Origin of the sequence: Nitrospina sp. P1_D6, assembly GCF_052156615.1 — a bacterium.
In the GTDB taxonomy this organism is placed as follows: domain Bacteria; phylum Nitrospinota; class Nitrospinia; order Nitrospinales; family Nitrospinaceae; genus Nitrospina.
In genome coordinates this window covers 201,307-224,754 of sequence record NZ_JBQKUN010000003.1, presented here as the reverse complement: position 1 = coordinate 224,754, position 23,448 = coordinate 201,307, and the positions used below count along the sequence as shown (strand labels likewise).

Below are 23,448 nucleotides of genomic sequence, written 5' to 3'. Positions count from 1 at the left end.
TCAATGGCAGACATTCGACGGTTGATCAAGGATGGGTTGAGCAAGGACGGGCAGATACTGAACCTGAAAGCGAAATTCATCCGTGAAGTGGGAGCGAAGGAGCTCGCCAAATGCGAAGAGTTGTCGGGGGTGCGGGCCATGGACCTGTCGCAGAACGATATCGGTGACGAAGGGGTGAAAGCCATCGCGGAGTCGCCTATATTCTCGAATCTCAGAAGCATCAATTTGAAGTCCAACCGCATCGGTGACGAAGGAGCCCGGGCGCTGGCCAATTCGACCACGCTCATCAACCTGCGGAGCCTGCAGCTGGTTGTCAACGACATCAGCGAGGAAGGGGAGCGGGCCCTCATGAATTCGGTGCATCTGGTGAACCTGACCACCCTCCGGTTCCGGGTGTGAACCGGGTGCCCCGGGGCGCAGTCGGGAGTTCGTTAAATTGTCGAATTTAAAGGGATTTCTTGGGTTCTGACGGCGTAGAAGATAAAAGCTTGACTTAGTTTGAGGGTTCTGATATTTTTGCCACATCCTGAAGTAGCCTTAGTCTGCGCAAGACAAGGCTTTAGGAAGAATCTCCCTCTACCAGAGGGACGCCCGTAAGGGCTGATGTGAAACCGAATTTTCAAGTCGAAACGGCTTTGTCAGTTTAATAGTTTTATCCACATCACCTTCATTGAAAGGGGGAGCAAATGGTAAGAAAAATGGTTGCCATCGCGGCTACGGTTCTGGCTTTCGTTGCCGTCTCCACCATGGCGAGCGCCAACGAAACCGTTCTGCAAAAAGGCGAGAGCTCTGTTTGTGAAAACGCTTCCTGGATTGTTTACAATACCAGTGAAACGGAAGAAACCACTCTCGAGTTCGACATTGGCCCCTACGCTTATGCATGGGAAAAGGTATTTACCCGGGAGATCGCTCCGGGCGGTTACCAGACCAATGCCATTGCGGCGCGCAGCACCTTCACCAACAAGGGCCCCGGCTCTGTTATCGTGAACTGCCAGCGCCAGCGCTTTGATCGGCATGACTGGAAAATCGATGCCGGTGCGGGCAAAACCTATCAGTCCGACTACCATCTGGACCATGTCCGCCCGATGACTTACATCGAGCCGGGTCTGGGTATGCCGCAGGGTACGGAACGTGGTATCACGGGTGTTACCGGCCACAAACCCGAAGCATATCGTTAAGCTCTACAGTTGTCTGGAAAAGCCGGAAGGTTTCGACCTTCCGGCTTTTTCTGTTTTCTCCTTCCCGCACCAGGCCGGGAGTCACCCCCTTGTGCTCAATCCCCCTTTGTCAGGAGTGTGATGCATGGTTGAAGGACGTTTCGTGGATAATGGCGATGGTACCGTCACCGACACGCATTCCAGGTTGATGTGGATGCAAAAGGATTCCTATTTGGAATTCAAAGACAATATCACCTACGCCAAAGCCAAAAAATACCTCAAAAAAAGAAACGAAGAGGCCTTCGCCGGCCATTCCGACTGGCGCCTGCCCAGCAAGGACGAGGCTCACAGCCTGTATTTGAGAGAAAAGGAGGCCTCCATTCTGGACCGGTATGAGATGCAGATCTACATCGACCCGGTATTCACCGAAGGATGCGGCTTCAATACATGGACCTCCAATACGATGGGAAGCATCAATGCCTATGTGTTCTCCTTTGCCAGTGGCACCGGGGGGCATACCGACGTGGACGACATCCTTCATACCAGTGTCCGACTGGTTCGTGGGACCATGGATCCGGAGTTCAAAAAGAAACTGGGGAAAATCCCACCCCGAAAAGGACTCTACACTTCCGAACAACGCTGAAGTCCAAAAAGGCCGAAAACCTTTATATATACTGGATTTATGCTGGGGCGATTGATATTGAAAAATAGCGGTTACAGTGATATTTTAAGCGTATATTCGATTTAAATTTCTGAAATTAAACGTCTAGCAACCCCTCGCCCCGGAAAATGGGCCTGGAGACTTTGAATTCAAAGGGGGTGGCTTTTGAAAGTTGGCTCGATTATGTCGGATTGGAAGGAACAGTTTAAGGAAAACAACGACAACACGATTTCTCAATTGGATGAAGACCTGGTCTGGGCGAAGAAAGACTCCCGCCAGGAACTGGGCAAATGGCTCAACTGGGACGAAGCGGTTGCCTACCGGGATGCCTGCAACGAGCAGAATTACCTGGGCTACAACGATTGGCGGATCCCGACCAAAAGCGAGTTGCGCAATCTCCTCAAGCAAACGGATGCCTATTGGGAGCTCTTCATGAATTTGCCCTCCAAGAAAAAAAGAAACGTGTCCAATTACCAGGCGGGAGGAGAATGGAGCTTCTGGACCTCGGACACGCGTTACGATACCTATGCATGGAAATGTTATTTCCCCTCCTGTAAGGAGGTATGTGTGGACCAGCAGGTGTCCACCACAGGGACCTCGGTTCGCCTGGTCCGTGATGAATGAAAAGATTAGATATTGAACCGGGGTTCTGCCGAGCCCGCTGGGAGGAAATGAGCTGTGTCTGACGAAGATATGAAAAAACAAATCGAGGAAGACGAAGACACTGAAAACCTTTCCGACGATTTCCTTGAGGACCTCCAGGACGAAGACTTCGATGTCGATTGGATTGGCGAAGAAGACTGGGATGAAATTGAGAGCGAGGAAGAAGACGAGGAAATTCCGCTCGGTCCCCAGTTTGTGGACAACGGAGACGAGACCGTCAGTGATGCCCACAACAATCTCATGTGGAAGAAAAGCGATTCTTTCGCGGAATACGGTTACGGGATCAACTGGTTTGAAGCCAACGACTACATTGAAGAATTGAACGAGAAAAAATTCGCCGGCTTCGATGACTGGCGTCTCTGCAGTTTTGAGGAGGCCAAGCGAATGTTTTCCTTCACCGTTTCCAATTCCGACAAAGACGGTGCGGAAATCCATATTGACCCTCTGTTTGCACAAGGGGGTGGCCACAACACATGGACCTACGAGGAAAAACCGGATTACCAGCAGTACGCCATGAACTTCAGCTACGTGACCGGAAATGAAAAATGGGAACGCAAGGACAATGAATATTGCCACGTGCGTGCGGTTCGCGATGAAGTCAAGGAAGAGTGGGAGCCCACCTGGCGAAAGGATACCAAGAAATTCGATGGCTGAGGTTGGGGAGCGACCGGCCATCCTGATTCAGGTGCTTTGATGAGCAGTCATTACATGATTTTCGGCAAGGACGATTGTCCTTATACCCAGAAGGCCCGGACGGATTTCAAGAAACAATGCAAGCCGTTCATTTATGTCAATGTGGACAACAATCCGCACGGCCTGGAAAAGATGCTTGAGTATTCGGAAGGGCAGTACATCGTTCCGGTGATAGTGGATGTGGATAAAGGCGACGTGGTCATCGGGTACACCGATTGATTCATACAGGAGACGACATGGCAGAAGAGGAAGCGAGCAAAAAAGCGGAAGACGAAGAGGAATTGAAGCCCGCTCTCCGTGAAGACGGCGAGGAACAGCTCGAGGTTTCTGAGGACGAGGGCCCCAAACGGTTTGTGTCCATAGGGCCGCATGTGGTGCAGGATACGGTGACGGGCCTCTATTGGATGAAAAAAGATTCCTGGCAGGACCGTGGCAAGTATTACAACTGGCATGAAAGCCGGGAGTACGCGGACCTCAAGAACATCCGCAAGATCGGAGGGTTCACCGACTGGCGCCTTCCTACCATGGACGAGGTGGCCACTCTGTACGACCCCGAACTCTCCAATACCGCCAAAGGGGGAGCCACCATCCACATCGACCCCGTGTTTCCGGAGGGGTCTTTCAAACTCCACTGGACCACGTCGGACACGTCCACGCGCCGTCCGCGCTTTGATTACACGGAAGGCAAGATTTTCCAAGTGGATGAATATGCGTTCGGTGCAGTGCGGCTGGTTCGCAAGGAACCGATCAATCGGGGCGACAGCCGTCGTGCCCGGCCCAACAACCCGAGGCGTTAACCGGGAGCTAGCCGATGGCCGAAACCAAAACCAAATTGAGATTCGTGGACAACGGCGACGGCACTGTCACCGACACCCGCAAAAACCGCATGTGGATCAAGGACGATTCCTGGGTTGAAAAAGGACACCTCATTTCCTGGTGGCAGAGCCAGGAATTCCTGAAAGAAAAAAACGAACAGAAATTCGCAGGCTACAATGACTGGCGCATTCCCAACGGCCACGAAGCGAAAGAGTTGTTTGACCCGGAGCTCAGCAATACGGATATGGAAGGGTGCGAAGTGCACATCGACCCGGTCTTCACCTCAGGCTGTGGTTACACCACATGGACAGCGGAAACGCGCGGGGCCAAAGCGGCAATGGGGTACGACTTCCGGGCCGATTATGAGTACTGGCTGGCAAAGGAAAACATCGGGTTTCCCAGTGCGGTCCGGCTGGTGCGTCTGGTTGGGGATCCCAATCAGATGTCGGACGAGGACCGTTTTGTGGACAACGGCAACGGCACCGTCACCGATCTGGAAATGAAAGTCATCTGGAAAAAGGACGACTCGTATCTGGACCTGGACAAATGGGTCAGCTGGGACGAGGCCAAGACCTTCGTTCTGGAATTGAACAAGGATGAGTTTGCCGGCCATACCCACTGGCGCCTGCCCACACGAAAGGAAGCCCAAAGCATACACAGGCCGAATAACCCGGTCACGGACACCTACGGCGATATCATCTACATTCCATCCGTTTTTTCTCCCGGGGCGGGCCAGACCACCTGGACCAAGACCCTGCACAAAACGGATCCTTCGGTGGCCATCCGTTTCAATTATTTCAGCGGGGACTACAAGTTCCATAAAAAAGGATTGCGCAGTCACGGTGTCCGCCCGGTCTGTGACCTGATAGAGGAAGACCAGTAAAGCATGAGCGAAGCATCCGCCGTCCCCCAGAACACGCAGGACAATTCTCGTTTCGTCGAAAACGACGAGGATACCATCATTGACATGAAACGCAGGTTGATCTGGTGCCGCCAGGACAGCTGGCAGTTGACGGACAAGTGGTTGAGCTGGGTGCAGGCAAGGGATTACGCCCAGGAGCTGAACAGGAAGGCTCACGGGGGGTACAAAGACTGGCGCATGCCGACTACCGACGAGGTCCGCAGCCTGTTCGACAAGTCCCAGGAAAACACGGACCACATGGGGCAAAAAGCGTTTCTGGTAAAATTGTTTCCCTCGGGCTTCGGTTTTTTGTGCTGGACCAAGGAAACACGGACTAAAACCCAGGCCGTGCGATTCAATTTCCGCAAGGGCGGCATCACGTTTGACGATGTGTACCGCACTTCCCGCGGCGCTACGCGTTATTGCAGGGACATCCCCAAATCCGAACTGTGACGGCGAGTGAAATTGTGAACCCTGTTTTTGGGCAAGGAGAAGCAGTATAAAAATGGGCAAGCGCTTTAAGGACAACGGTGACGGCACCGTCACCGATACCGAAACGAATCTGATGTGGAAACAAACCGATGCCTTTCAGGACGAAAGCCAGTTTCACGACTGGTTTCAGGCGGAAACCTACATCAGGAAACTCAACGACGGCAAGTTTGCAGGCTTTCGTGACTGGCGCATGCCGACCCATCAGGAAGCGGAAAGTATTTTCACCGAAGACACCTCCATTCGCGACCGGGACCGGTTTGAATTGTTCATCGATCCCGCGTTTTCTCCGGGGGGTGCCTACTCCACGTGGACTTCCACGCTCAAACCGCACAACGGTGCGGTGATTTTTTATTACCGGTACGGCCACGCCAACGTCAACAATCGGGACGATCCCTGCAAGGATTCCGTTCGCGCCGTACGAAATATTACCGATAACGATAAGAAGTGACAGGAGGCGTACCATCGAAGCGTACAACGTCATCAATTATCAGGAAAGCACGAATGCGGTTCTCACTTTCCGGTTTGAAGCGGAGGACTTCCGGAACCTGTACGTTCTGGAAGACTACTACTGCACCAACCCGTTCTGCGATTGCAACCACGTTACCGTGGGTCTGAATGACAAGGAAAACGACGCCAACCGGTTTTCCTTCATCGTGCATTTCAATAAAACCACGGCGCTGTTGCCCAATCATCCCGCTCTCACGGAAAAACAGAAAAAAATTCTGGAGGAATTCAAAGGAGAGCTGACGGATGAGATGATCCTTCATTTCAAACAGCGTTACATGGAAGCAAAGGCGTACGGGGAAAAGAACCCCATGTCCTATCTGGTGTTCGAACCCGGGCAGTATGTCAATTACATGGAGCTGTTTCCGCGTTCCAGCAAACTTCTGGATTTTTCATACAAGGACCAGAAGCATTTCGCCGAAGACTCGTATGAACTCGATCCGAGGAACGATAACAAAAGCGTCCGTTTGACGTTTTTCAAGTTCGAGGAGGGCCAGCAGGACAAGGTGCCCCCGCTCTTCAATTACACGTATTATTTCAATGAGACCCTGCGTGAGGAAGAAGACGGAAAGCTGGACCCCAAGAATGCCGCTCTGTTGCTGGGTTTTCATCAGTTCATTCCCAATCTCCACGAAATCCTGAAGGAACGCTACAAGGAAGCGAAAAAGATCGGTGAGGAGCTGTTGAAGACGACGCCGGACGTGAACCTTCAGAGTCACAAGCCCCAGCGGAACGACCTGTGCCCGTGCGGATCCGGCAAGAAATACAAAAAATGTTGTGCTCTCAAGGTGAATTGAGATAATGAAGGGAACTCCCCCCTCCTCCACTTAAAGGGCGGGGAGCCCTGCGCAGGGCCCAAGGGCCGGCGCTGTGACTGCATAAACCACATCCAAGGGTGATACGATATGAGTGCCAAGGAAAAGAAGGTCAAAAAGGTTCAGGCGCGGCATATCCTGGTGGCCACAAAGGAAGAGGCCGAGGATCTGAAAAAACGAATCGACGAGGGTGAGGAATTTGTGAAGCTGGCGGAGCAGCACAGCCAGTGCCCGTCCAAAAAACGTGGCGGCGACCTGGGCTGGTTTGGCAAGGGCGCCATGGTCCGACCCTTCGAGGTGGCCGCGTTCAGCGCGGAAGAAGGCGACATCGTCGGCCCCGTCAAAACCGAGTTCGGCTGGCATTTGATTTATGTGTACGAGATCAAGGACGACGTCAACCCGGACGACGGTCCTCCCACCGGCGACGAAGACGCGGACGACAAAACCCTCCGCCTGGTGGCGGAAAACTATGCGCATGAGTTCATGATGCTGGGCTACTCCAGCAAGAAAGTGCTCAGCCTGTTCACCAGCCCGCATTTCAAGTCCGCTAACGCGGTGTACAACATTCTGGGCGAGGAAGAAATCCTGAAGGTGATCGCCAACGTGTACGGACAGAAATACGAACCACCGGAGAAGAAAGAAGCAGCGCCTTCCGGTGAGGGCAATGCCGACGGAGAAAAAAAGGAATAAGTCGCCCCACGATTCAGGAATAAAAAAACCCGAAACCGGTTTCCCGGTTTCGGGTTTTTGTTTTTGCGTAAGGGTTTGCTAGATGATCACTGAATACACTTCCAGCACGTTGGAGGTTTCCCGCAATTCTCGCAGGGCCTCGCTGGTCGGCGGGCTGTCAATGTTGATCACGGAGACCGCATTGCTGCCCTCGCCGATGCGGCCGAGGTGGAACCCGGCGATGTTGATGTTGTGCTTACCGAGCGCGTTGCCCAGATTGCCGATGACTCCTGGGACGTCTTTGTTGCTCAGGATCAACATGTGCTTGGAAATCACCGCCTCGAAATAGTAATCGTCGATCTTGACGATGCGCGGATCGCCCTTGCCGAAAATACTTCCCGTGATTTCCCGGGTGCCTTCCTTGGTGGTGACATGCACCTGGATCGTGCTGGTGTAGTCCTTGATCTCGTTGGTTTTCATTTCCTGCACTTCGATGTTCCGCTCTTTCGCCAGGAAAGGGGCGTTGACCATGTTGATGCCGTCGATCGCACGTTCCAGCAGGCCTTTCAGCACCGAGATGGTGATCGGTTTGACGTCCGTTTCCGCCACCTCGCCGTTGTACTGGACCTTGACCTGCGTGACGGGGCCTGCAGCCAGCTGCGACGCGATCTTGCCCAGGTCCTCGCCCAGTTCCAGAAACGGTTTGATCTTGCGGAGAGTCTCTTCATCGATGGAAGGCATGTTGACCGCATTGCGGATGCTTCCGTACTTCAGGTAGTCAATGATCTGGTCGCAGATGGCGATGGCGACCTTGTCCTGCGCCTCTTCGGTCGAAGCCCCCAGGTGCGGCGTGCAGATGATTTCGTTCACCTCCAAAAGGGGGCTGTCCGCCGGCAGGGGTTCCTGGGAGTACACATCAAGCGCCGCCTGCGCAACCTTGCCGTCCTTGATGGCCTGCACCAGCGCGGCCTCGTCGATCAACCCGCCGCGCGCGCAGTTGATGATGCGGAGGCCCGGTTTGACGATGTCGAACTCTTCCTTGCCCAGCAGGTACTTGCCGTCGATCTTGGGGGTGTGCAGGCTGAGGAAGTCCGCGCGTTGCAGAAGCTCCTTGAGCTCCACCAGTTCGACGCCGATTTTCTCCGCATGTTCCTTGTTTACGAACGGATCGTAGGCGATGACCTTCATGGCAAAGCCCTTGGCGCGTTCCGCCACCACGGAGCCGATGCGGCCCATACCGACGATGCCCAGCGTTTTGCCATACAGCTCGACGCCCATGAACGTTTTGGGCGACCATTTCTTTTCCTGCTTGAGCGAATTGGCCGCCTGCGGAATATTGCGGGACATGCTCATCATCAGAGCCATGGCGTGCTCGGCGGTGGTGATCATGTTGCCGTCCGGCGCGTTCATGACGATGATGCCTTTTTTGCCTGCGGCGTCCAGGTCGATGTTGTCGACGCCGACCCCGGCGCGGCCGATGACCCGCAGGTTGCTTGCGGCTTCAATAACGTCCGCGGTCACCTTGGTGGCGCTCCGCACCACCAGGCCGTCGTAGTTCGGGATGATTTTGATCAGCTCTTCCTTGGACAGTCCCGTATTGACATCCACTTCAAAGCCGTCTTCTTTTTTTAGAATATCAACCCCCAGTGAAGAGAGGTTGTCACTGACAAGAATTTTCATAATTCAAACTCCGAGGAAAACCGGTGTTTCCAGAGAAGGATTCAGATCAAGAGCCGGTACCGGGCCGCAACGCGGCCCGGCACTCGATTGGTTATTTACAGTAGGCTTCCAGCAGGATTTCCTGTGCGGCGGCCACGCCTTTGCCCATCTGCACGTTGGCGCCGAATTTTTTGAGCGCCATCTCGAGGGCGGAGATCGCCACGACGGTGTCGAAAGTGTCGACGTAACCCAGGTGGGCGATGCGGACGACCTTGCCTTTCCATTTGTCCTGACCGCCGGCGAGGGTGACGCCAAACTCATCGCGCAGGCTTTTCACCAGCTTGCCGCCGTCCACTCCCTCCGGGACGAACATGCCGGTGGCGCTGTCCGCCGGGGAGTCCGGTGCGACCGGCTGCATGCCGAGCGCGCTCACTGCGGCGCGGGTGGCGCGGGCCAGGCGATTGTGCCGTTTGTGCACGTTCTCCAGGCCTTCCTCCTTAATGTTTTTCAGCACTTCGCGGAGGCCAATGACCAGCGACACTGCAGGAGTGTAGGCAGTGGTCTTGTCCGCAAGGTTCTTGCGTTCTTTGGCCAGATCGAAGTAGAAATGCGGGCACTTGGCTTTCTCCGCCTGCTTCCAGGCTTTTTCACTGAGGGAAACCAGTGCGAGGCCGGGCGGCAACTGGAGGGCCTTCTGCGAACCCGTGATCACCGCGTCGATGCCCCAGTCGTCCATCGGCAGGGGATACACGCCGACGGCGGTGATGCCATCCACCACCAGCAAAAGGTCGTCGCGCTGGCGCGTGAGTTTGGAAATTTCCTCGATCGGATGGGAGACGGTGGTCGAGGTTTCACTGGCCTGCACCAGCACGCCGCGGATATCCGGATTTTTATCCAGCTCCGCTTTCACGTCCGCCACTTTCACGGCCTGGCCCCATTCCACGTTGATCCAGATCGGCTCCAGTCCGTAGGTCTGGGAAATCTTGCCCCAGCGTTCGCCGAATTTACCGCCGTTGACCACCAGCACCTTGTCCCCCGGGGAGAACAGGTTGGTGATACACGCTTCCATGCCACCGGTGCCGGTGGAGGCCAGGATCATGACATCCTGTTTGGTTTGAAACAGGTACTTGGCATCTTCCGCCGCTTCCCCGAAGATTTTGCTGAACTGCGGAGTGCGATGATGGATCATCGGTGCCGCCATTTCCAGATTCACTTTTTCCGGAACTGGGGTCGGTCCGGGTGCGAGCAAATACGTCTTATTCATAATCCTCTTTTCCTGTTATCGATATCCGTTGCAGTTAGGGTTTCATCAAACAATAAAGACCCGCGTTTCCGCAATCTTGTCATGCAGAGCCTGTTGACGCGGGTCCGTCAGGGCCAGCAGAAATCCAAGCCCCAAAGTGACGGTGGACAGCAGGTAGCCGGGAATGGAACGGATTGCCGCCGCCCGCAGGCTTGTGGGCTGCCCGTTTTCCATCCGGACCTGTATCTTCATCAACTTTTTTCCGGGGGTTTGACCGGAAACGCCGGTAAACACCACGAAGTAGGCACAAACCAAAATCATTTGCAGGAAACCACCGACGACCAGCAGCGGTAACGTGTTCCCCTCGTGGACCCGGCCCATTGCCACTTTTATGAGCATCGACCCCATATCCATTCCAGCCTGATTGAGAAAGGTCCGGCTCAGCAATAAACCTAGAATTTCCAAAACGGTGATATCCAGCAGTAATGCGATGTAACGCCGGCGGAAACCGGCTGGCTTCATGGAGGATATCAAAGGATATGGCAAAGAGGGAAAACGCGGTATGGGTCTGGAAAACAGCCTGCCAGTCTCCACCCGGCTCCCGGGTAGAGCGGGTGCTTCCCACAAATTGATTTGTATCACAATTTATAATGGAAAACGGGCTGAAAATCCAATTTTTTTAGGGCAATGCGGACAAACGGAAAGAAAAGAGGAGGTTGGTCGTTTGGGGAACCATTCCAGATAGTTGGAGCTTAACCTGAAGGGATGCTGTGAAGGGAATGAAGCAGGGAAAGGGTTACTTGTCGTCGTCGGGGTCAGTATCCAGATCGAGCTCCAAGCCATCGAGGTCGAGATCGTCCAGGCCCAGATCGGAATCCGAAGGGGAGGTGGATTCGGAGTCGTCGTCCAGATCGACCATCGGTTCAGAGGAAACATCATCCAAATCGAGGTCCAGCCCGATGCCGCTGTCGTCGTCTGCATCGAACGTGGCGGTATCGGCATCGTCATCCAGGCCTTCCACCTGGGGTTCATCGCTGAGGTCGAGGTCCAGCCCGGTGTCCGAGTCCGTGTCCTCTCCCAGATCCAGTTGAACATCCGGTTCGTCGTCACCCAGATCCAGCTGGACATCCGGCTCGTCCCCGCCGAGATCCAGGTCCAGGTCGGTGTCCGTATCCGAGTCAGCCCCCAAGTCGAGATCCAGGTCCAGGTCAGTGTCCGTATCCGAGTCGTCCCCCAAGTCGAGATCCAACCCGGTGTCTGCCTCCAAATCGTCGCCCAGGTCCAGGTCCAATTCTGTATCGGTGTCCGAATCGTCGTCACCCAAATCCAGATCGTCCGTTTCACCGAGATCGAGATCGTCCGTGTCCAAATCGACTCCGGCATCGCTCTCTTCATCCAGTCCAAAGCCCACGCCCTCGATTTCCGAATCGTCGAATCCTTCCGGATCATCGAGGTCGAAGTTCACATCTGGTTCGGTTGCCGTGTCGAAGTCTTCCATGGGAGGGGGTTCGTATGCGCCGGGCTCGATGGAGTCGGTGGCGTAGTCGGCCGCTCCGGCCATACCCGCACCTGCCATGCCGGCAGCGGCGACTTCTCCGAAGCCGGTTCCTTCTCCTGCATAACCGGCTTCAATGGCTTCGGACAAATCCAGTTCAAAATCGTCCGGACCGATATCCGTGAACACACCGTCGGCAGAGACGGCCATGGCCTCTTCGCCCTCGGTGTACATGGATTCGTCTTCACCCAGATCGGCAGCGCCGTAGTCGTCATATGTGTCAGCGGAACCGACTTCGGCCGGGGCGTACCCCTCGCCCTCGAAAATGGCGAACATTTTCTCCTGGGCCAGTTCCAGGTGCGTCTTGGTCTGCCGCACATTGGTTCCGCAACTGGGACAGCGCTTCGATTTGGTGAAGTATGTGTACCCACAATCTGGACAATGCATGAAATTATTATAGCCAATAAAAGAATAACGTCAAGAAAAATAATACATTACAGGAGGGTGGGCGGTTTTGGGGGATTTGCCCGGTTGTGCCCTGGTTCCCGGGCCGGTTGGCTGGACGGAGATAATGCGCATTTTTGGTGGGAGGTGGGAGCCTGGTTTTACTGCTGCAAGCGGTGGGAAGACTAATTAAATTGGCTGTCATTGGATTCAAGGGTGTCTTTGACCTGCCAGCAGAATTCTGGATGGTAATTCTTCTTGTAGCGTGTGGGGGGTGTGAATTGCAAAAGCGAATGAATCCGTTACAATGCCAACGCGGCCGGTTTCGTTGCAAAGACGGAAGAGAGGCCGCCGTTTTATTTTTTGGAAGGCCACCGTGCTCAAACGACAGGACATTGAAAAACTGGAAGAACAGTATCTCGCTCCCTATGCGGTGAAAAGCGGTGCCAGCCTGGGCCGCCGCATCCGGGAGAAGGAACACGCCTACCGCACGCGCTTTCAGCGCGACCGCGACCGGGTGATCCATTCCTCTGCGTTCCGCAAGCTCGAGTACAAGACGCAGGTGTTCGTCTATCATGAAGGCGACTACTACCGCACACGGCTCACCCACTCTTTGGAAGTGGCACAGATCACGCGCTCCATCTGCAAGTCGCTTCGCCTGAACGAGGACCTGGCCGAGGCCATCGCGCTGGCCCACGACCTGGGGCACCCTCCGTTCGGCCATACGGGCCAGCGCGTGCTCAACCAGTTGATGAAGGACCATGGCGGTTTCGAACACAACCGGCAGAGCCTGCGCATCGTCACTGTCCTGGAAAAGCGCTATCCGGATTTTGAAGGGCTGAACCTGACGTGGGAGGTGCAGGAGGGCATCAGCAAACACAGCCGCGACGGGGACAACCCGATCCTCAAGAACAAGCAGTTCAAGTACCCGACGCTGGAGGGTCAGGTGGCGGATTTCTCGGACGGCATCGCTTACAACGCGCACGATCTGGACGACGGCATCACTTCCAACCTGCTGGACCCCGGCGAACTTGGTAGTGTGGCACTGTGGAAGGAAAATGAAAAAGTGTTGGACCAGCGATACGCCAACCTTGACCTGGAATTGAAGAAATACCAGATCGTTCGCGCCATCATCAACGACCTGGTGACCGATTTCCGCAAGACCACACTTAGGAACGTGCGCAAGTATGGGATCGAGACGGTGGATGATGTGCGGTCGTGTACGGCACGGGTGGCCGGTTTCAGCAAGGAGTGCAACGAGAAGAATCTGGAGTTGAAACGGTTCCTTTTCAAAAACATGTACCACCACCGCAAGGTGCGGCGCATGGAGTTCAAGGCGGAGTTGTATCTGACAAAACTGTTTGAGGCGTTTTCGCGCTATCCCGAACTGCTGCCGGAACCGGCACACAAAGAGGGGGCGAAGGATTCGATGGAGCGGAGAATCTGTGACAGCATTTCCGGAATGACCGACCGGTCTTCCATCGACGAATACAAAAAGCTGTACAGTCCCGATGAGGGATTGGGTACCCTGATTTGAATCGGGTTCCGAAAGCAGAAAGGGCCATCCCTCAGGGATGACCCTTTGCCCGTATCTTTGGAAATCGCCGCAATGTTTATTCGAGGTTTTTCCCAAACAGGTACATGAACGCGATCGCAGCCAGAATTGCCACGCCGGCGATCAGAAACCTTCCGCTCTCACCGATTTCAATCCATTCCATGGTCCACTCCTCCTTGGAGGGGGTTTGGGTTGGGCCCCTTGGCTCCAACCAGGTAATTACCTTTATGCGATTAAATATGGGCAGGAGGCTAAAATCTGTCAAGACACCTAAATCCTTGATAATCAAGGGTAATGATTTTTATTTTGTTGGCCTGCCGAAAGGCGGGCTGCTTTCCGACTCAGAAGGCCCGAGTGCATTGCCCACGGAGCGGCATTGGGCCGGTACCTGGAAAGGCGGTTTGCCACGATGAACGCGATCCGGTCGATTTGTGTGTTCTGCGCATCGAGCACCCGCGTGGATCCGGTTTACCTGGACGCGGCGGACGACCTGGGCCGGCGTATGGGACATGCCGGGGTGGAGTTGATCTACGGGGGTGCGTCCATCGGTCTCATGGGTGCGGTCGCGCGCGGCGTTCACAAGGAAGGCGGCAAGGTAGTGGGTGTTCTCCCGAAGTTCTTCATGAAAAAAGGAATCAAGTACGACGAGGCGGACGAGTTGATCGTCACCCGCGACATGCGTGAACGCAAAGCGACGATGGACGAACGGGCCGATGCGTTTGTGGTGCTGCCGGGGGGTGTGGGCACCCTGGAGGAGGCCATGGAAATTTTTTCCATGGTGCAGTTGGGGCTCACCCACAAGCCGCTGGTGTTCATCAATACCGGCGGGTTTTACGATGGCTTATTCGATCATTTCCAAAAAATGGTGGAGTTGAACTTCGCCAAGAAGGAGACGATGGAGATGCTTGAACTGGTTCAAACACCGGAACAGGCGATGTCGTATCTGGAGTCGTTTTCGCCGCCGGAATTGCCCAGCAAGTGGTTTTGAATCAGACGAGGGAGGCGTTGTCGGCTTCCACCTTGAGGTCCTGGCTCAGCGTGTTCTGCAGAAAGTTCTCGATGTACTGAAGCGTGCCTGTGGTGGAACTGGGGCAACTGCCGCATGCGCCCTGGTAGTGCACATGGACTACCTTGCCTTTGACGTCCAGCAGGGTGATGCCACCGCCATCGTTCGCCAGGGCGGGGCGGATCGCGTGGTCGAGCAAGGCGTCGATGACTTCCTTCTTTTTCTTGTCGGGCAGGTTCGGAAAATCCTCGACTTCCACTTCTTCCAAAATATTTTTGGCGGCGGATTCGGGTTTCTGATCCTCGTCGCTGGTCTCATAGAAGGTCATGTTCTTTTCCAGCGTGTTCTGCACCGGTTCCATCAGGGTGGTCCACCCCACCACAGGGGATTTGGTGATGGTGACGAAGTTTTCCTTGATGAACACGTTTTCCACACCGTAGATGTTGAACAACGCTTCGGCCAGGGCGTCACCCCGCGCACTATCGGGTGAGCTGAAGGTGCGTGTGCCCCGGGCGATGACGTCGCCGCTCATGATGAACTGCGCCGCCTCCGGATTGGGTGTGTGGTGAAAGGTCATGACTTTAAATCCAGATTTCATGGCCGGTCTCCCCAGTGAAAGAAAAGGTGTGAGGATCAAATCGCCCCATTATACGGGGAAATCATGAACTTTCCTAAAAAATCAGCCCTCTGTCATCAAAGAAAGTTGTTTTTCAAAGATTTCAAGGCTCTTGGCGTCAAACAGCACAAACCGCACCCGGTGCAAACCGGTTTTGCCGGACAGGTAGCCTTCCACGGCGGAAAGCATTATTCTGGCACAATCCTCGATGGGAAAGCCGAACACACCGGTGCTGATGGCGGGAAAAGAGATCGAGGTGAGCAGGTGGTCATCGGCCAGGCGTAAACTGCTCAACGTGGCGTTGCGCAGTTTCTCGTCTTCCTCCCCCTCGCCGTATCGGGGGCCGACGGCATGGATCACATAGTCGGCCTTCAGGTTGCCGCCGGAGGTGATGACCGCCTCTCCCACCGGGCAATGGCCGATGAGTTTGCACTCCTCGTGAATGAGCGGACCCCCTTTGGTCCGGATGGCTCCGGCCACGCCCGCACCGAGAGTCAGGCTGGAGTTGGCGGCATTGACGATGGCGTCGGTTTCGCTTTCGGTGATGTCGCCTTTTTGCAGTTCGATTTCAGATTGATTGATTTTGAGCTTCATACCAACCAAACAGAAAATCAGGGCCGGAAATCAGCCGCTGGAACCAAAACCGTTGGCCCCACGGGCCGTCTCATCCAATTCTTCAACCGGGACAAAATCCACCCGTTCCACCTTTTGTACCAGAAGTTGAGCGATGCGGTCGCCTTTTTTTACGGCCACATCCTCGTCGGAATGATTGAACAGGAGGACCCGAACCTCGCCGCGGTACTGGGAGTCGATGACCCCGGCGCCGCAGTCGATTCCTTTTTTGACAGCCAGCCCGCTCCGGGGCCAGATCAATCCGGCGTGCCCGGCGGGCAGGGCAATGCGAATGCCGGTGCCTATCAGCTTCCGGCTGCGCGCGGGAATGACATCATCCGCCGCCGCGAACAAATCCGCCCCGGCGTCCCCCGGGTGGGTGTAAACGGGCAAAGGCTCGCCCTGAACCCGGCAAGTGGCCGCCAAGTCTGTCATCGTGTCCTCCCTGGAGCGAATATAAAAACCCCACCGGCACGGCAACCCGAAGTCAGCATAACAGAGGTGTTTTGTCTGTCCTTGGCAAAACCCGCAAATCCGAATTGGAACCCAAATCAGGGCCAACGTGCCGGTGGGGTGAAAAAGCGAGGTGGTGGCGGGTTACTTTTGGATTCTGAATCCCGAAGGACCCGAATCCCAAAAAACGATTCCAATCGACGCCGTTTGGATAGGGCTTCGTAACCGAATGAATACTCATGAGATTCCGGCCGGCGCTCAATACATTTGAGGAAGTGGGAAGGGCCTTTTCGCGAATTCCGGGCAAGCCGGAATCCACTGGATAATTGGAAAACGCCTTTAAAGTAACCCGCCTATCAGGGCAGGGAATTGGGTGACTCGCGTCTTGGTCTTTAAAACTGTGTTTTTTCATACCGAACCGTGGTTCCGGTTTGTCTTGATGCAACCCAGTTTCCGCGTGTACAACATCCTTTATCTTGTATTGGTTCCGGAGGATACCACTATATATTGTAGGCAGTCAAGAGATTTATCTGGAAAGTAAGGGTCTATTTTATAACTCGTTGTATTTCATATAGTTAGTGCTCATTAAATTTCTGGATACAATATCCTTGAGAGTTTTTACCACCAGATATTGGGTCCAAAATTAGACAATTTTCCATATAAAGTGGTTGGTGCGGCGGATTGGGAAGAAGGATATAGCCAGCCGGTAAGGGCATGAGATCAGGCCGAAACCGTTTTAAGGCCCCCTTGTTGGGGTAGGGGGTGGGTCAGGGTGTTTTGCCCCGGAAGCGATCCATGTTTCCAGGGATCTCCTCCAGAAACCGGCTTTTGATGGTGTACCAGCCGGGGGTCCCCTCCACCCGCGCGTAAAGCCTGTTTTCCCCGGTCAGCGGGGCGCCGACGGTCAGGCGGGCCAGCGGTTTTTCTTCGGCGGATTCCACTGTGACCCGAAGAGAAGGGGATTCCCATCCCATTTTACTACTTGCCTTCTCAGGCGTATTTGTGGATTCGTATTCGAGGTTGTTGAGAGTCCACACAATCCCCCGGCCAATGTGATTGGGAACGGACTCGATTTTCTCCGGCTGTGTGAGGGACCACTTCTCACCGTTTCGGACCAGTTCAAACGTCCGGTCCGGATACTCGAGGACGATGCGCCCGACCTTTTCGGCATCGATGGAAAACAGTTTGCGGTCGCGCAGGTCGTGCAGGCTGCGGAAAATTTTTCCCACATCCTCCGCATTCAAAGCGAACACGGCGTTGTCAGAAGTTCGTTGAGCAAAATAGAGATTCTTTTGCATGTTGGAGTTGCCGAGGCGGATCGAAACGGTTTGCCCGCCCTCCGCCTGCACCGTCAGGACCTGCGCCGGATTTTCCAGGCCGAACAGGTCGAGGCGGCTGGCCTCGACAAACTCCTTCACCCGCACGTCTTTCAGGTCGAACAGAAGGCTGTTGATGGCGGCGGGATTCACCGCTTCATTTTCCGGTTGAATCAACACCCACGCGCTTCCCCCTCCGTCCTTTTTTCCATCCTGACGTTGCAGGATGACCGTTTCTCCATGGTTCTTCAGGGTGATGGAGGCGATTTCCTTTTCCTCGAAGGTCAGCAGTTTTTTATCGAGGAAGGTGACCGCATTGCGTGAAAGGGTGGTGACCAGGGGCTGGCCGACGGTGAACACGTTACCGGTTTCACTCAACTGTGCGTAGTGCTGGCCTTTTTTATGTTCGTTGCCCACGCGCAGGGTGAGAGTCCGTTCTTCTTTTCCCCCCAGCAGCACGGTGAACACGATGCGTGGCGATTCCAGACCGTAAATGTCCAGTGCGTCCGGCTCCTCGTCGATGAACTCCACGGTGTCCGCCGACTGCACGGAACTCAGGAAATTCAAGACTTCGTCGGAGTCCGCGAGCCCGTTGACCTTTCCCGAAAGCCGCCAGGCATCATTTTCTTTCGTGACCGTTTGCGTTTCCTGCTGGTAGTGCAGGGTGTAGCCCTGTACGTCTGCGGTCTGGAACTCGAACAGGCTGCGGTCACGCAGGTCGTTGGCGGACTTGTCGATGACGCGGGCATCCAGTCCGGACAGGTACACCGTGCTGGTTCCTCCCACTTTCACATAGTGCGCATGCCCGATGGGGCTGGCGTGGCCAAGTTGAAGGGATAATTTCTCTCCGCTTTTCAAAAAAACCGTGGCGACGAGAGGGGGTGTGTCCAGCCCAAAGGGTGCGAGGTTGGTGGGGTTGTCCTCGACGATGCGGCTGTGCCGTGCGGTTTCCAGCTCGTAGAGCAGTTGGTCGATGGCGCTCCGACTGGCTTTGGCCTGGACCGGTTCTTCAATCTGCCAGGCGTTTTGGTCCAGGCGCCGGATCCGGGTGACGGCATCACCGCGTTGCAGGGTCAGTTTTTCGACGTCGCTTTCCTCGAACAACAGGAGTTTTTCGCTGCGGGCCTTTTCTTCCTGCTCCTTTTTACCCGAAGGCAGTTCGACCAGTCCAACGTAAGCCGCGAGGGCGGCGAAGACGGCGACCCAGATGAGTGTGCCACGGAACTTCATAGCGAACGACGTTTCCACCAGATGCGAACCCCCAGCACCGCGGTCAGCATAGGCAGAACCACCATTCCCGTTACCAGCACGAGGTTCCGTTGCGGACGGGTGAGGGTCAGGGGACTGTACTTTCTTTCATGCGGCCGGATGGAGATGAGTTCCTCTTCCTCCATCAGCCACGATGCCGTATTCAGGAAAAAGTCGCTGTTTCCGTAAGTGGAGAACGTGGTGTTGGCGACAAAATCCGAATCGCCCACCACCACCAGTCTGGATTCCCTGGAGGAGTCCTTTTCCGGCGGGGTGGAATCGGATTCGCTTTCCATGGCGGATAGCACCGGTTGGGTCACCACCATGGCTACCGGAACATTGCCTTTCAGGTCTTCACCGGGATCGTATTCCACGTTCCCGCCTTCATATTTCACCTCGCTCCAGCTGTTGTCGGAGGCGAAAGCGAGTTGCGTCACCGTCAATCCCTCGGTTTCGATGGGAGAGATGGACCGCACCAGGGGAAAGATGACCGGCATGGTGAAGTCCTGTGTGATGGCGTGCTTGACGAAGCGTTTTACGATGGGGATGGCGAGGTTCAGTGAATTTGGATCGACCACGATATCGTCTTTCAATGCAATGCCCCATCGGCCCAGGAAATCCTTGAGGCCCGCATCGTATTGGGGATCGAGCAAAAGAAACACCGATCCGCCCCGTTTGAGGTACGCATCCAGAGCCTGCAATTCTTTTTCCTGAAGTTTCTTTTTAGGGCCGGGAAGGACCACGAGGTCGGCGTCCCCCGGAATGGATCCGGTTTGAAGCAGGAACAGACTCGCCACCTTGAAATTGTTTTTCTCCAGCCCTTCGCGCACTTTGGAGAAGCCTGCTTTATCCTGGTCCTCAATGTCTTTCTCGCCGTGGCCGCCGATGAAATAAACTTTTTTCTGCCCGTCGCGGGTGACACTCAGGATGCCGTTCAGCAAACTTTCTTCAGTGACGTTTTCGATTTTATTCTGTTGCGGTCCGCTTTGCAGAACCACCGTGCGGTCGGTCTTCAAGCCATATTGGTTGGAAAGCGTCGGGCTTTGTATGGGGTCGATGTATTCGATTTCGATTTGATCCGAAAATTGTTGGAATCCGTCCATGAGTTGCACGAATTCTTTCTTTCCGGGATCGTCCACCTGGTAGAAGGCCATGATCTTGACGGGACGGTTGAGGCTGGACAAAACTTTTTCGGTTTGCGGGGCCAGCGTGTAGTAACCCGTCTCCGTCAAGTCCACCCGTGCCTTGTGCCGGTGTGCGAGGATGTTGAGGAAAATGAGGATTCCGGTGAACGCCAGGATCAACACCGCCGCGTTCATGCCGTACATGGCCTGCCGTGTGTTCATGGCCCGCCGGATGTTTTTGCGGTCCAGGATGGCGAAGGTGGCGAGATTGAGCGCCGACAGGATGAAAAACGTCATCGGCCATACGGGAAACTGCGGGATCACGATGTAGAGAAGAAGTGCGAGGAACCCGAAAGTAATTCCGATCCATACCAGATAAGGCGTCGTTCGTTTCATAACCTCAGCTCCACCTCCGCGATTCCACAACCCGGTATGTCAGGAACAGGCCGAACGCGATGAACGACAGGTAATAGGCCACGTCGCTGGAATCGATAACACCCTGCAGAAACGACTCCATGTGGCTGACCAGTGAGATGTAGTTGAGCAGTTCCCCCAGTTCCGGGCCCGCCGACTGCGCCGCCCAGCCGATGATCCACATGAACAGGATGAAACCGAAGCTGATCACCGCGGCGATGATCTGGTTGTCGGTCAGCGATGAAGCGAAAATGCCGAGCGATATGTAACACGCCGCCATCAAAAGGATGCCCAGGTAGCCGGATAGGATCGGGCCGATCTCCGGTGAGCCCAGAAACAAAATGAAGATCACCGAGTAGGAGGACAGCAGCAACATCACCGCCACGACGCACAGGCATCCCAGGAATTTGCCCGCGATGATCTCGCGCATGTGAACGGGAGAGGACAACAGAAGGGGAAAGGTTTTGTTCTTTTTTTCTTCGGCAAAAGCGCGCATGGTGATGAGTGGAATGATGAAAAGCAGAATCACCGACATGTTGGCCAGCGACGGCTCGATGACGAACTGGTTGACGTTGAGGATCTGGCCCATCTGCTGGAATTGCGGTGCCTGGAAACTCTGGGCCCCGAACAGGGCAAGGAGGCTGTAAAACATCCAGCTGTACAACGCGAGGAACACCGTGGTCACCACATAGAATATGGGTGACTGGAAAAAAGCGTTCAGTTCCCGTTTAGCGATCCACAGCGATTGCTTCATGATGCTGTATCCAGTTTTTCTTCCGTGGTCAGTTTCAGGAAAATGTCCTCAAGCGTCATCGACACCGGTTTCAATTCTTCAAGCCCCCATCCCTGTTCCAGCACCATCCGCGCCACGTCATCCTGCGCCGGTTCGTCCGATGCGCTGTCGATGAAATACCGGTTGGCTCCATCGGGGTGCACGGCGGAGACCTTGTCCAGAGCTTCCAGTTTGGAGGGAATTCCGCTGTCGACCTTCCGCACCTTCAACTCCAGCCGGTTGCTGTGGCGGAGCGACGCGTTCAGGCCATCGAGGGTGTCCATCGCTGCAATGCGGCCTTCGTGGATGATGATGACGCGCTGGCAGATCTGCGTCACCTCCGGAAGGATGTGCGAGCTCAAAAGGATCGTGTGGGACTTGCCCAGTTCCTGAATGAGCTTGCGGATTTCGATGATCTGAATGGGATCGAGGCCGATGGTCGGTTCGTCCAGGATGAGGATTTCCGGGTCGTGGATCATCGCCTGCGCCAGGCCGATGCGTTGCTGGTAGCCTTTCGACAGGCGGCCGATGATGCGGTCCTTAACGTCCCGAATATGGCATTGGCCCAGAACCCGGTTCACCGCGGAGGCAATCTGTTTTTTCGCAACGCCGCGCAGGCCGGCGGCGAACGCGAGGTATTTCGACACCACCATGTCCTGGTACAGGGGAGGCGTCTCCGGCAGGTAACCGATGCGTTTGCGGATTTCGTAGGACTGTTCGAAGATGTCAAAACCGCACACCCGCGCCGTGCCGCTGGAGGCGGGAAGAATACAGCAGAGAATATTCATCGTGGTGGTTTTGCCGGCACCGTTGGGCCCCAGAAAACCGACCACTTCTCCCTGGTTGACTTGAAATGTGAGGCCGTGAATGGCTGACCGGGGACCGTACGATTTGGCCAGATTTTCAACCTCTATCATGAAATCCTCGGATACGTACCAACAGGTGGGATGGTTTGCGTAAAGAAATTAAATTTTATTTTCCAATAACTTCCCTCCGCAGGGGTCACTCAAAAAAATTATCACAGGGTCCCACAGGAATCCATTAAAAATTTTTAATCTTCAGGAAGGGAGCAACAACAGGCAGGAATGAAGACGGAAGGGGAAAAGGGATTTTCTGGGTAAAAAAAATGCTCCCGTAAAGCGGGAGCATGAAACAAAGTGGCCCCGCAAAAGCGGGGCCGTATTTTAAGGAATTACTGGAGCAACTGCAGGATCGACTGGGGAATGAGATTGGCCTGGCCGACCATTGCGGTGGATGCCTGTACCAGAATCTGGTTTCGCGTCAGGTTGGCGATTTCCTGCGCGATGTCCGCGTCGCGGATCTGCGACTCGGCGGCCTGCACGTTCTCAATGGAGATGGACAGGTTGTTGATGGTCCGCACCAGCCGGTTCTGCACTGCGCCGACTTTGCCGCGTGCCGTGGATACGGTTTCTATTGCGGTGGTGATCGCTTCCAGCACAGTCAGGGCCTCCGCTGCGGCGGTGATGCTCAGGCCGTCCAGTCCCAGCACGCTGGTGTTCATGGCCGTGAGATCGACTTCCTCATTCAAGTTGAAGCGGCTGTCCGATGTGGAATCGATGCCGATCTGGATAACGATCGGGCTTGCCACGCCGGAGGCCATGGACCCGTCGAGCAGTTTTTGTCCGTTGAAGTTGGTGGCGGTAGAGATGCGGGTGATTTCGGAGCGGAGCTGGTCGAACTCGATCTGCAGGGTGGCGCGCTCGCTGTCACCCAGGGTGCCCGTGGCCGCCTGCGCCGCCAGTTCCTTGATGCGGATCAGCATGTCCGCGGTTTCGCCCAGTCCGGCCTCGGCAACGTTGATCATGGAAACGCCGTCGTTGGCGTTGCGCAGGGCCTGGGTCAGCGCGCGGATGTCGCCGCGCAGTTTTTCCGAGAGGGCGAGTCCTGCCGGGTCGTCGGCGCCGCGGTTGATGCGCAGGCCCGAGGAGATTCGCTCGATGGACTGCGCCAGCCGGCTGTTGTTGACTCCCAGCAGACGCTGTGCCGTCAGGGACGGAATGTTGTTGAATATTCGAATTGCCATTTCGATCCTCCTTGACCGAGGGGAGCCTTTCCGTTGCATCCGTGCAACTTCGAGTGAATGGCTCCGTTATGGTTTT

At 55.1% G+C, this 23,448-nt stretch carries 26 protein-coding genes; 14 read left to right on the top strand and 12 right to left on the bottom strand.

The features are described 5' to 3' along the window. Positions 1–3: 3 nt before the first annotated feature. The 12 genes from ACTRXA_RS07260 (at position 4) to ACTRXA_RS07205 (ending at position 7,392) form a co-directional block, all read left to right on the top strand. Positions 4–399: a hypothetical protein gene (locus ACTRXA_RS07260; RefSeq protein WP_442426540.1), complete on the top strand. Its 396-nt coding sequence runs from the start codon at positions 4–6 to the stop codon at positions 397–399. Between the two features lie 287 nt (positions 400–686). After that, the gene (locus ACTRXA_RS07255) at positions 687–1,178 is read left to right on the top strand and encodes a hypothetical protein (protein WP_442426539.1); all 492 of its coding nucleotides are present in this window, start codon (positions 687–689) and stop codon (positions 1,176–1,178) included. 124 nt (positions 1,179–1,302) lie between these two features. After that, complete coding sequence (locus ACTRXA_RS07250) at positions 1,303–1,800, top strand: DUF1566 domain-containing protein (RefSeq protein WP_442426538.1); 498 nt, start codon at positions 1,303–1,305, stop codon at positions 1,798–1,800. 201 nt (positions 1,801–2,001) lie between these two features. Further along, a complete protein-coding gene (locus tag ACTRXA_RS07245; RefSeq protein WP_442426537.1) occupies positions 2,002–2,442 on the top strand; it encodes a DUF1566 domain-containing protein in 441 nt (146 codons plus the stop codon). A gap of 54 nt (positions 2,443–2,496) precedes the next feature. Continuing rightward, entirely contained in the window at positions 2,497–3,135 is a 639-nt protein-coding gene (locus ACTRXA_RS07240) for a DUF1566 domain-containing protein (RefSeq protein WP_442426536.1), read from the top strand. A 39-nt stretch (positions 3,136–3,174) separates the two neighbouring features. Beyond that, the gene (gene uxx1, locus ACTRXA_RS07235) at positions 3,175–3,393 is read left to right on the top strand and encodes a UXX-star selenoprotein family 1 (protein ID WP_005008622.1); all 219 of its coding nucleotides are present in this window, start codon (positions 3,175–3,177) and stop codon (positions 3,391–3,393) included. Between the two features lie 17 nt (positions 3,394–3,410). Continuing rightward, positions 3,411–3,971, top strand: a complete 561-nt coding sequence (locus ACTRXA_RS07230) for a DUF1566 domain-containing protein (protein WP_442426535.1) — start codon at positions 3,411–3,413, stop codon at positions 3,969–3,971. Between the two features lie 14 nt (positions 3,972–3,985). Then, entirely contained in the window at positions 3,986–4,873 is an 888-nt protein-coding gene (locus ACTRXA_RS07225; protein ID WP_442426534.1) for a DUF1566 domain-containing protein, read from the top strand. 3 nt (positions 4,874–4,876) lie between these two features. Continuing rightward, positions 4,877–5,344: a DUF1566 domain-containing protein gene (locus ACTRXA_RS07220; protein WP_442426533.1), complete on the top strand. Its 468-nt coding sequence runs from the start codon at positions 4,877–4,879 to the stop codon at positions 5,342–5,344. A 52-nt stretch (positions 5,345–5,396) separates the two neighbouring features. Next, the gene (locus ACTRXA_RS07215) at positions 5,397–5,831 is read left to right on the top strand and encodes a DUF1566 domain-containing protein (RefSeq protein ID WP_442426532.1); all 435 of its coding nucleotides are present in this window, start codon (positions 5,397–5,399) and stop codon (positions 5,829–5,831) included. Between the two features lie 157 nt (positions 5,832–5,988). Next, a complete protein-coding gene (locus ACTRXA_RS07210) occupies positions 5,989–6,684 on the top strand; it encodes a YecA family protein (protein ID WP_442426531.1) in 696 nt (231 codons plus the stop codon). Between the two features lie 108 nt (positions 6,685–6,792). Continuing rightward, positions 6,793–7,392, top strand: coding sequence for a peptidylprolyl isomerase (locus ACTRXA_RS07205; RefSeq protein ID WP_442426530.1), 600 nt, complete (start codon positions 6,793–6,795; stop codon positions 7,390–7,392). A 78-nt stretch (positions 7,393–7,470) separates the two neighbouring features. Here ACTRXA_RS07205 and serA read toward each other — a convergent pair whose 3' ends face one another. The 4 genes from serA to ACTRXA_RS07185 all read right to left on the bottom strand — a co-directional run bounded on the left by serA (position 7,471) and on the right by ACTRXA_RS07185 (position 12,146). Beyond that, positions 7,471–9,051: a phosphoglycerate dehydrogenase gene (gene serA, locus ACTRXA_RS07200; protein WP_442426529.1), complete on the bottom strand. Its 1,581-nt coding sequence runs from the start codon at positions 9,049–9,051 to the stop codon at positions 7,471–7,473. Between the two features lie 91 nt (positions 9,052–9,142). Beyond that, positions 9,143–10,294 (bottom strand): pyridoxal-phosphate-dependent aminotransferase family protein, encoded by a 1,152-nt coding sequence (locus ACTRXA_RS07195; protein WP_442426528.1) that lies wholly within the window; start codon positions 10,292–10,294, stop codon positions 9,143–9,145. Positions 10,295–10,339: 45 nt separating this feature from the next. After that, the gene (locus tag ACTRXA_RS07190; protein ID WP_442426527.1) at positions 10,340–10,795 is read right to left on the bottom strand and encodes an RDD family protein; all 456 of its coding nucleotides are present in this window, start codon (positions 10,793–10,795) and stop codon (positions 10,340–10,342) included. Between the two features lie 274 nt (positions 10,796–11,069). Next, positions 11,070–12,146 (bottom strand): hypothetical protein, encoded by a 1,077-nt coding sequence (locus ACTRXA_RS07185; RefSeq protein ID WP_442426526.1) that lies wholly within the window; start codon positions 12,144–12,146, stop codon positions 11,070–11,072. Between the two features lie 442 nt (positions 12,147–12,588). Here ACTRXA_RS07185 and ACTRXA_RS07180 point away from each other — a divergent pair, with 442 nt between their 5' ends. Both ACTRXA_RS07180 and ACTRXA_RS07175 read left to right on the top strand, forming a co-directional pair. Next, positions 12,589–13,749, top strand: coding sequence for a deoxyguanosinetriphosphate triphosphohydrolase (locus ACTRXA_RS07180; protein WP_442426525.1), 1,161 nt, complete (start codon positions 12,589–12,591; stop codon positions 13,747–13,749). Between the two features lie 427 nt (positions 13,750–14,176). After that, positions 14,177–14,755: a TIGR00730 family Rossman fold protein gene (locus tag ACTRXA_RS07175; RefSeq protein ID WP_442426524.1), complete on the top strand. Its 579-nt coding sequence runs from the start codon at positions 14,177–14,179 to the stop codon at positions 14,753–14,755. A 1-nt stretch (position 14,756) separates the two neighbouring features. Here ACTRXA_RS07175 and ACTRXA_RS07170 read toward each other — a convergent pair whose 3' ends face one another. From ACTRXA_RS07170 to ACTRXA_RS07135, 8 genes are all read right to left on the bottom strand, one after another. Continuing rightward, positions 14,757–15,371 carry a NifU family protein gene (locus ACTRXA_RS07170; protein ID WP_005008655.1) on the bottom strand — a complete coding sequence of 205 codons (615 nt, stop codon included), beginning with the start codon at positions 15,369–15,371 and terminating at the stop codon, positions 14,757–14,759. A gap of 81 nt (positions 15,372–15,452) precedes the next feature. Next, the gene (locus ACTRXA_RS07165; RefSeq protein ID WP_442426523.1) at positions 15,453–15,983 is read right to left on the bottom strand and encodes a macro domain-containing protein; all 531 of its coding nucleotides are present in this window, start codon (positions 15,981–15,983) and stop codon (positions 15,453–15,455) included. Positions 15,984–16,013: 30 nt separating this feature from the next. Then, positions 16,014–16,436 carry a dUTP diphosphatase gene (gene dut / locus ACTRXA_RS07160; protein ID WP_442426522.1) on the bottom strand — a complete coding sequence of 141 codons (423 nt, stop codon included), beginning with the start codon at positions 16,434–16,436 and terminating at the stop codon, positions 16,014–16,016. A gap of 785 nt (positions 16,437–17,221) precedes the next feature. Then, complete coding sequence (locus tag ACTRXA_RS07155) at positions 17,222–19,000, bottom strand: DUF4340 domain-containing protein (RefSeq protein ID WP_442426521.1); 1,779 nt, start codon at positions 18,998–19,000, stop codon at positions 17,222–17,224. Next, the gene (locus ACTRXA_RS07150) at positions 18,997–20,538 is read right to left on the bottom strand and encodes a GldG family protein (RefSeq protein WP_442426520.1); all 1,542 of its coding nucleotides are present in this window, start codon (positions 20,536–20,538) and stop codon (positions 18,997–18,999) included. The genes ACTRXA_RS07155 and ACTRXA_RS07150 overlap by 4 nt, the downstream gene beginning before the upstream one ends. 4 nt (positions 20,539–20,542) lie before the next feature. Next, the gene (locus ACTRXA_RS07145) at positions 20,543–21,310 is read right to left on the bottom strand and encodes an ABC transporter permease (protein ID WP_442426519.1); all 768 of its coding nucleotides are present in this window, start codon (positions 21,308–21,310) and stop codon (positions 20,543–20,545) included. Continuing rightward, positions 21,307–22,245: an ABC transporter ATP-binding protein gene (locus tag ACTRXA_RS07140; protein ID WP_442426518.1), complete on the bottom strand. Its 939-nt coding sequence runs from the start codon at positions 22,243–22,245 to the stop codon at positions 21,307–21,309. Before ACTRXA_RS07140 ends, ACTRXA_RS07145 begins: the two co-directional genes overlap by 4 nt. A 275-nt stretch (positions 22,246–22,520) precedes the next feature. Next, entirely contained in the window at positions 22,521–23,372 is an 852-nt protein-coding gene (locus ACTRXA_RS07135; protein WP_442426517.1) for a flagellin N-terminal helical domain-containing protein, read from the bottom strand. Positions 23,373–23,448 lie beyond the last annotated feature (76 nt).

Bases quoted from the DNA above. Each gene is read 5' to 3' on its own strand.
- serA (WP_442426529.1), bottom strand. From the start codon at position 9,051: ATGAAAATTCTTGTCAGTGACAACCTCTCTTCACTGGGGGTTGATATT.
- ACTRXA_RS07140 (WP_442426518.1), bottom strand. From the start codon at position 22,245: ATGATAGAGGTTGAAAATCTGGCCAAATCGTACGGTCCCCGGTCAGCC.
- ACTRXA_RS07260 (WP_442426540.1), top strand. From the start codon at position 4: ATGGCAGACATTCGACGGTTGATCAAGGATGGGTTGAGCAAGGACGGG.
- ACTRXA_RS07255 (WP_442426539.1), top strand. From the start codon at position 687: ATGGTAAGAAAAATGGTTGCCATCGCGGCTACGGTTCTGGCTTTCGTT.
- dut (WP_442426522.1), bottom strand. From the start codon at position 16,436: ATGACAGACTTGGCGGCCACTTGCCGGGTTCAGGGCGAGCCTTTGCCC.
- ACTRXA_RS07150 (WP_442426520.1), bottom strand. From the start codon at position 20,538: ATGAAACGAACGACGCCTTATCTGGTATGGATCGGAATTACTTTCGGG.
- ACTRXA_RS07250 (WP_442426538.1), top strand. From the start codon at position 1,303: ATGGTTGAAGGACGTTTCGTGGATAATGGCGATGGTACCGTCACCGAC.
- ACTRXA_RS07145 (WP_442426519.1), bottom strand. From the start codon at position 21,310: ATGAAGCAATCGCTGTGGATCGCTAAACGGGAACTGAACGCTTTTTTC.
- ACTRXA_RS07215 (WP_442426532.1), top strand. From the start codon at position 5,397: ATGGGCAAGCGCTTTAAGGACAACGGTGACGGCACCGTCACCGATACC.
- ACTRXA_RS07155 (WP_442426521.1), bottom strand. From the start codon at position 19,000: ATGAAGTTCCGTGGCACACTCATCTGGGTCGCCGTCTTCGCCGCCCTC.
- ACTRXA_RS07170 (WP_005008655.1), bottom strand. From the start codon at position 15,371: ATGAAATCTGGATTTAAAGTCATGACCTTTCACCACACACCCAATCCG.
- ACTRXA_RS07190 (WP_442426527.1), bottom strand. From the start codon at position 10,795: ATGAAGCCAGCCGGTTTCCGCCGGCGTTACATCGCATTACTGCTGGAT.
- uxx1 (WP_005008622.1), top strand. From the start codon at position 3,175: ATGAGCAGTCATTACATGATTTTCGGCAAGGACGATTGTCCTTATACC.
- ACTRXA_RS07175 (WP_442426524.1), top strand. From the start codon at position 14,177: ATGAACGCGATCCGGTCGATTTGTGTGTTCTGCGCATCGAGCACCCGC.
- ACTRXA_RS07165 (WP_442426523.1), bottom strand. From the start codon at position 15,983: ATGAAGCTCAAAATCAATCAATCTGAAATCGAACTGCAAAAAGGCGAC.
- ACTRXA_RS07135 (WP_442426517.1), bottom strand. From the start codon at position 23,372: ATGGCAATTCGAATATTCAACAACATTCCGTCCCTGACGGCACAGCGT.
- ACTRXA_RS07195 (WP_442426528.1), bottom strand. From the start codon at position 10,294: ATGAATAAGACGTATTTGCTCGCACCCGGACCGACCCCAGTTCCGGAA.
- ACTRXA_RS07230 (WP_442426535.1), top strand. From the start codon at position 3,411: ATGGCAGAAGAGGAAGCGAGCAAAAAAGCGGAAGACGAAGAGGAATTG.
- ACTRXA_RS07205 (WP_442426530.1), top strand. From the start codon at position 6,793: ATGAGTGCCAAGGAAAAGAAGGTCAAAAAGGTTCAGGCGCGGCATATC.
- ACTRXA_RS07220 (WP_442426533.1), top strand. From the start codon at position 4,877: ATGAGCGAAGCATCCGCCGTCCCCCAGAACACGCAGGACAATTCTCGT.
- ACTRXA_RS07245 (WP_442426537.1), top strand. From the start codon at position 2,002: ATGTCGGATTGGAAGGAACAGTTTAAGGAAAACAACGACAACACGATT.
- ACTRXA_RS07225 (WP_442426534.1), top strand. From the start codon at position 3,986: ATGGCCGAAACCAAAACCAAATTGAGATTCGTGGACAACGGCGACGGC.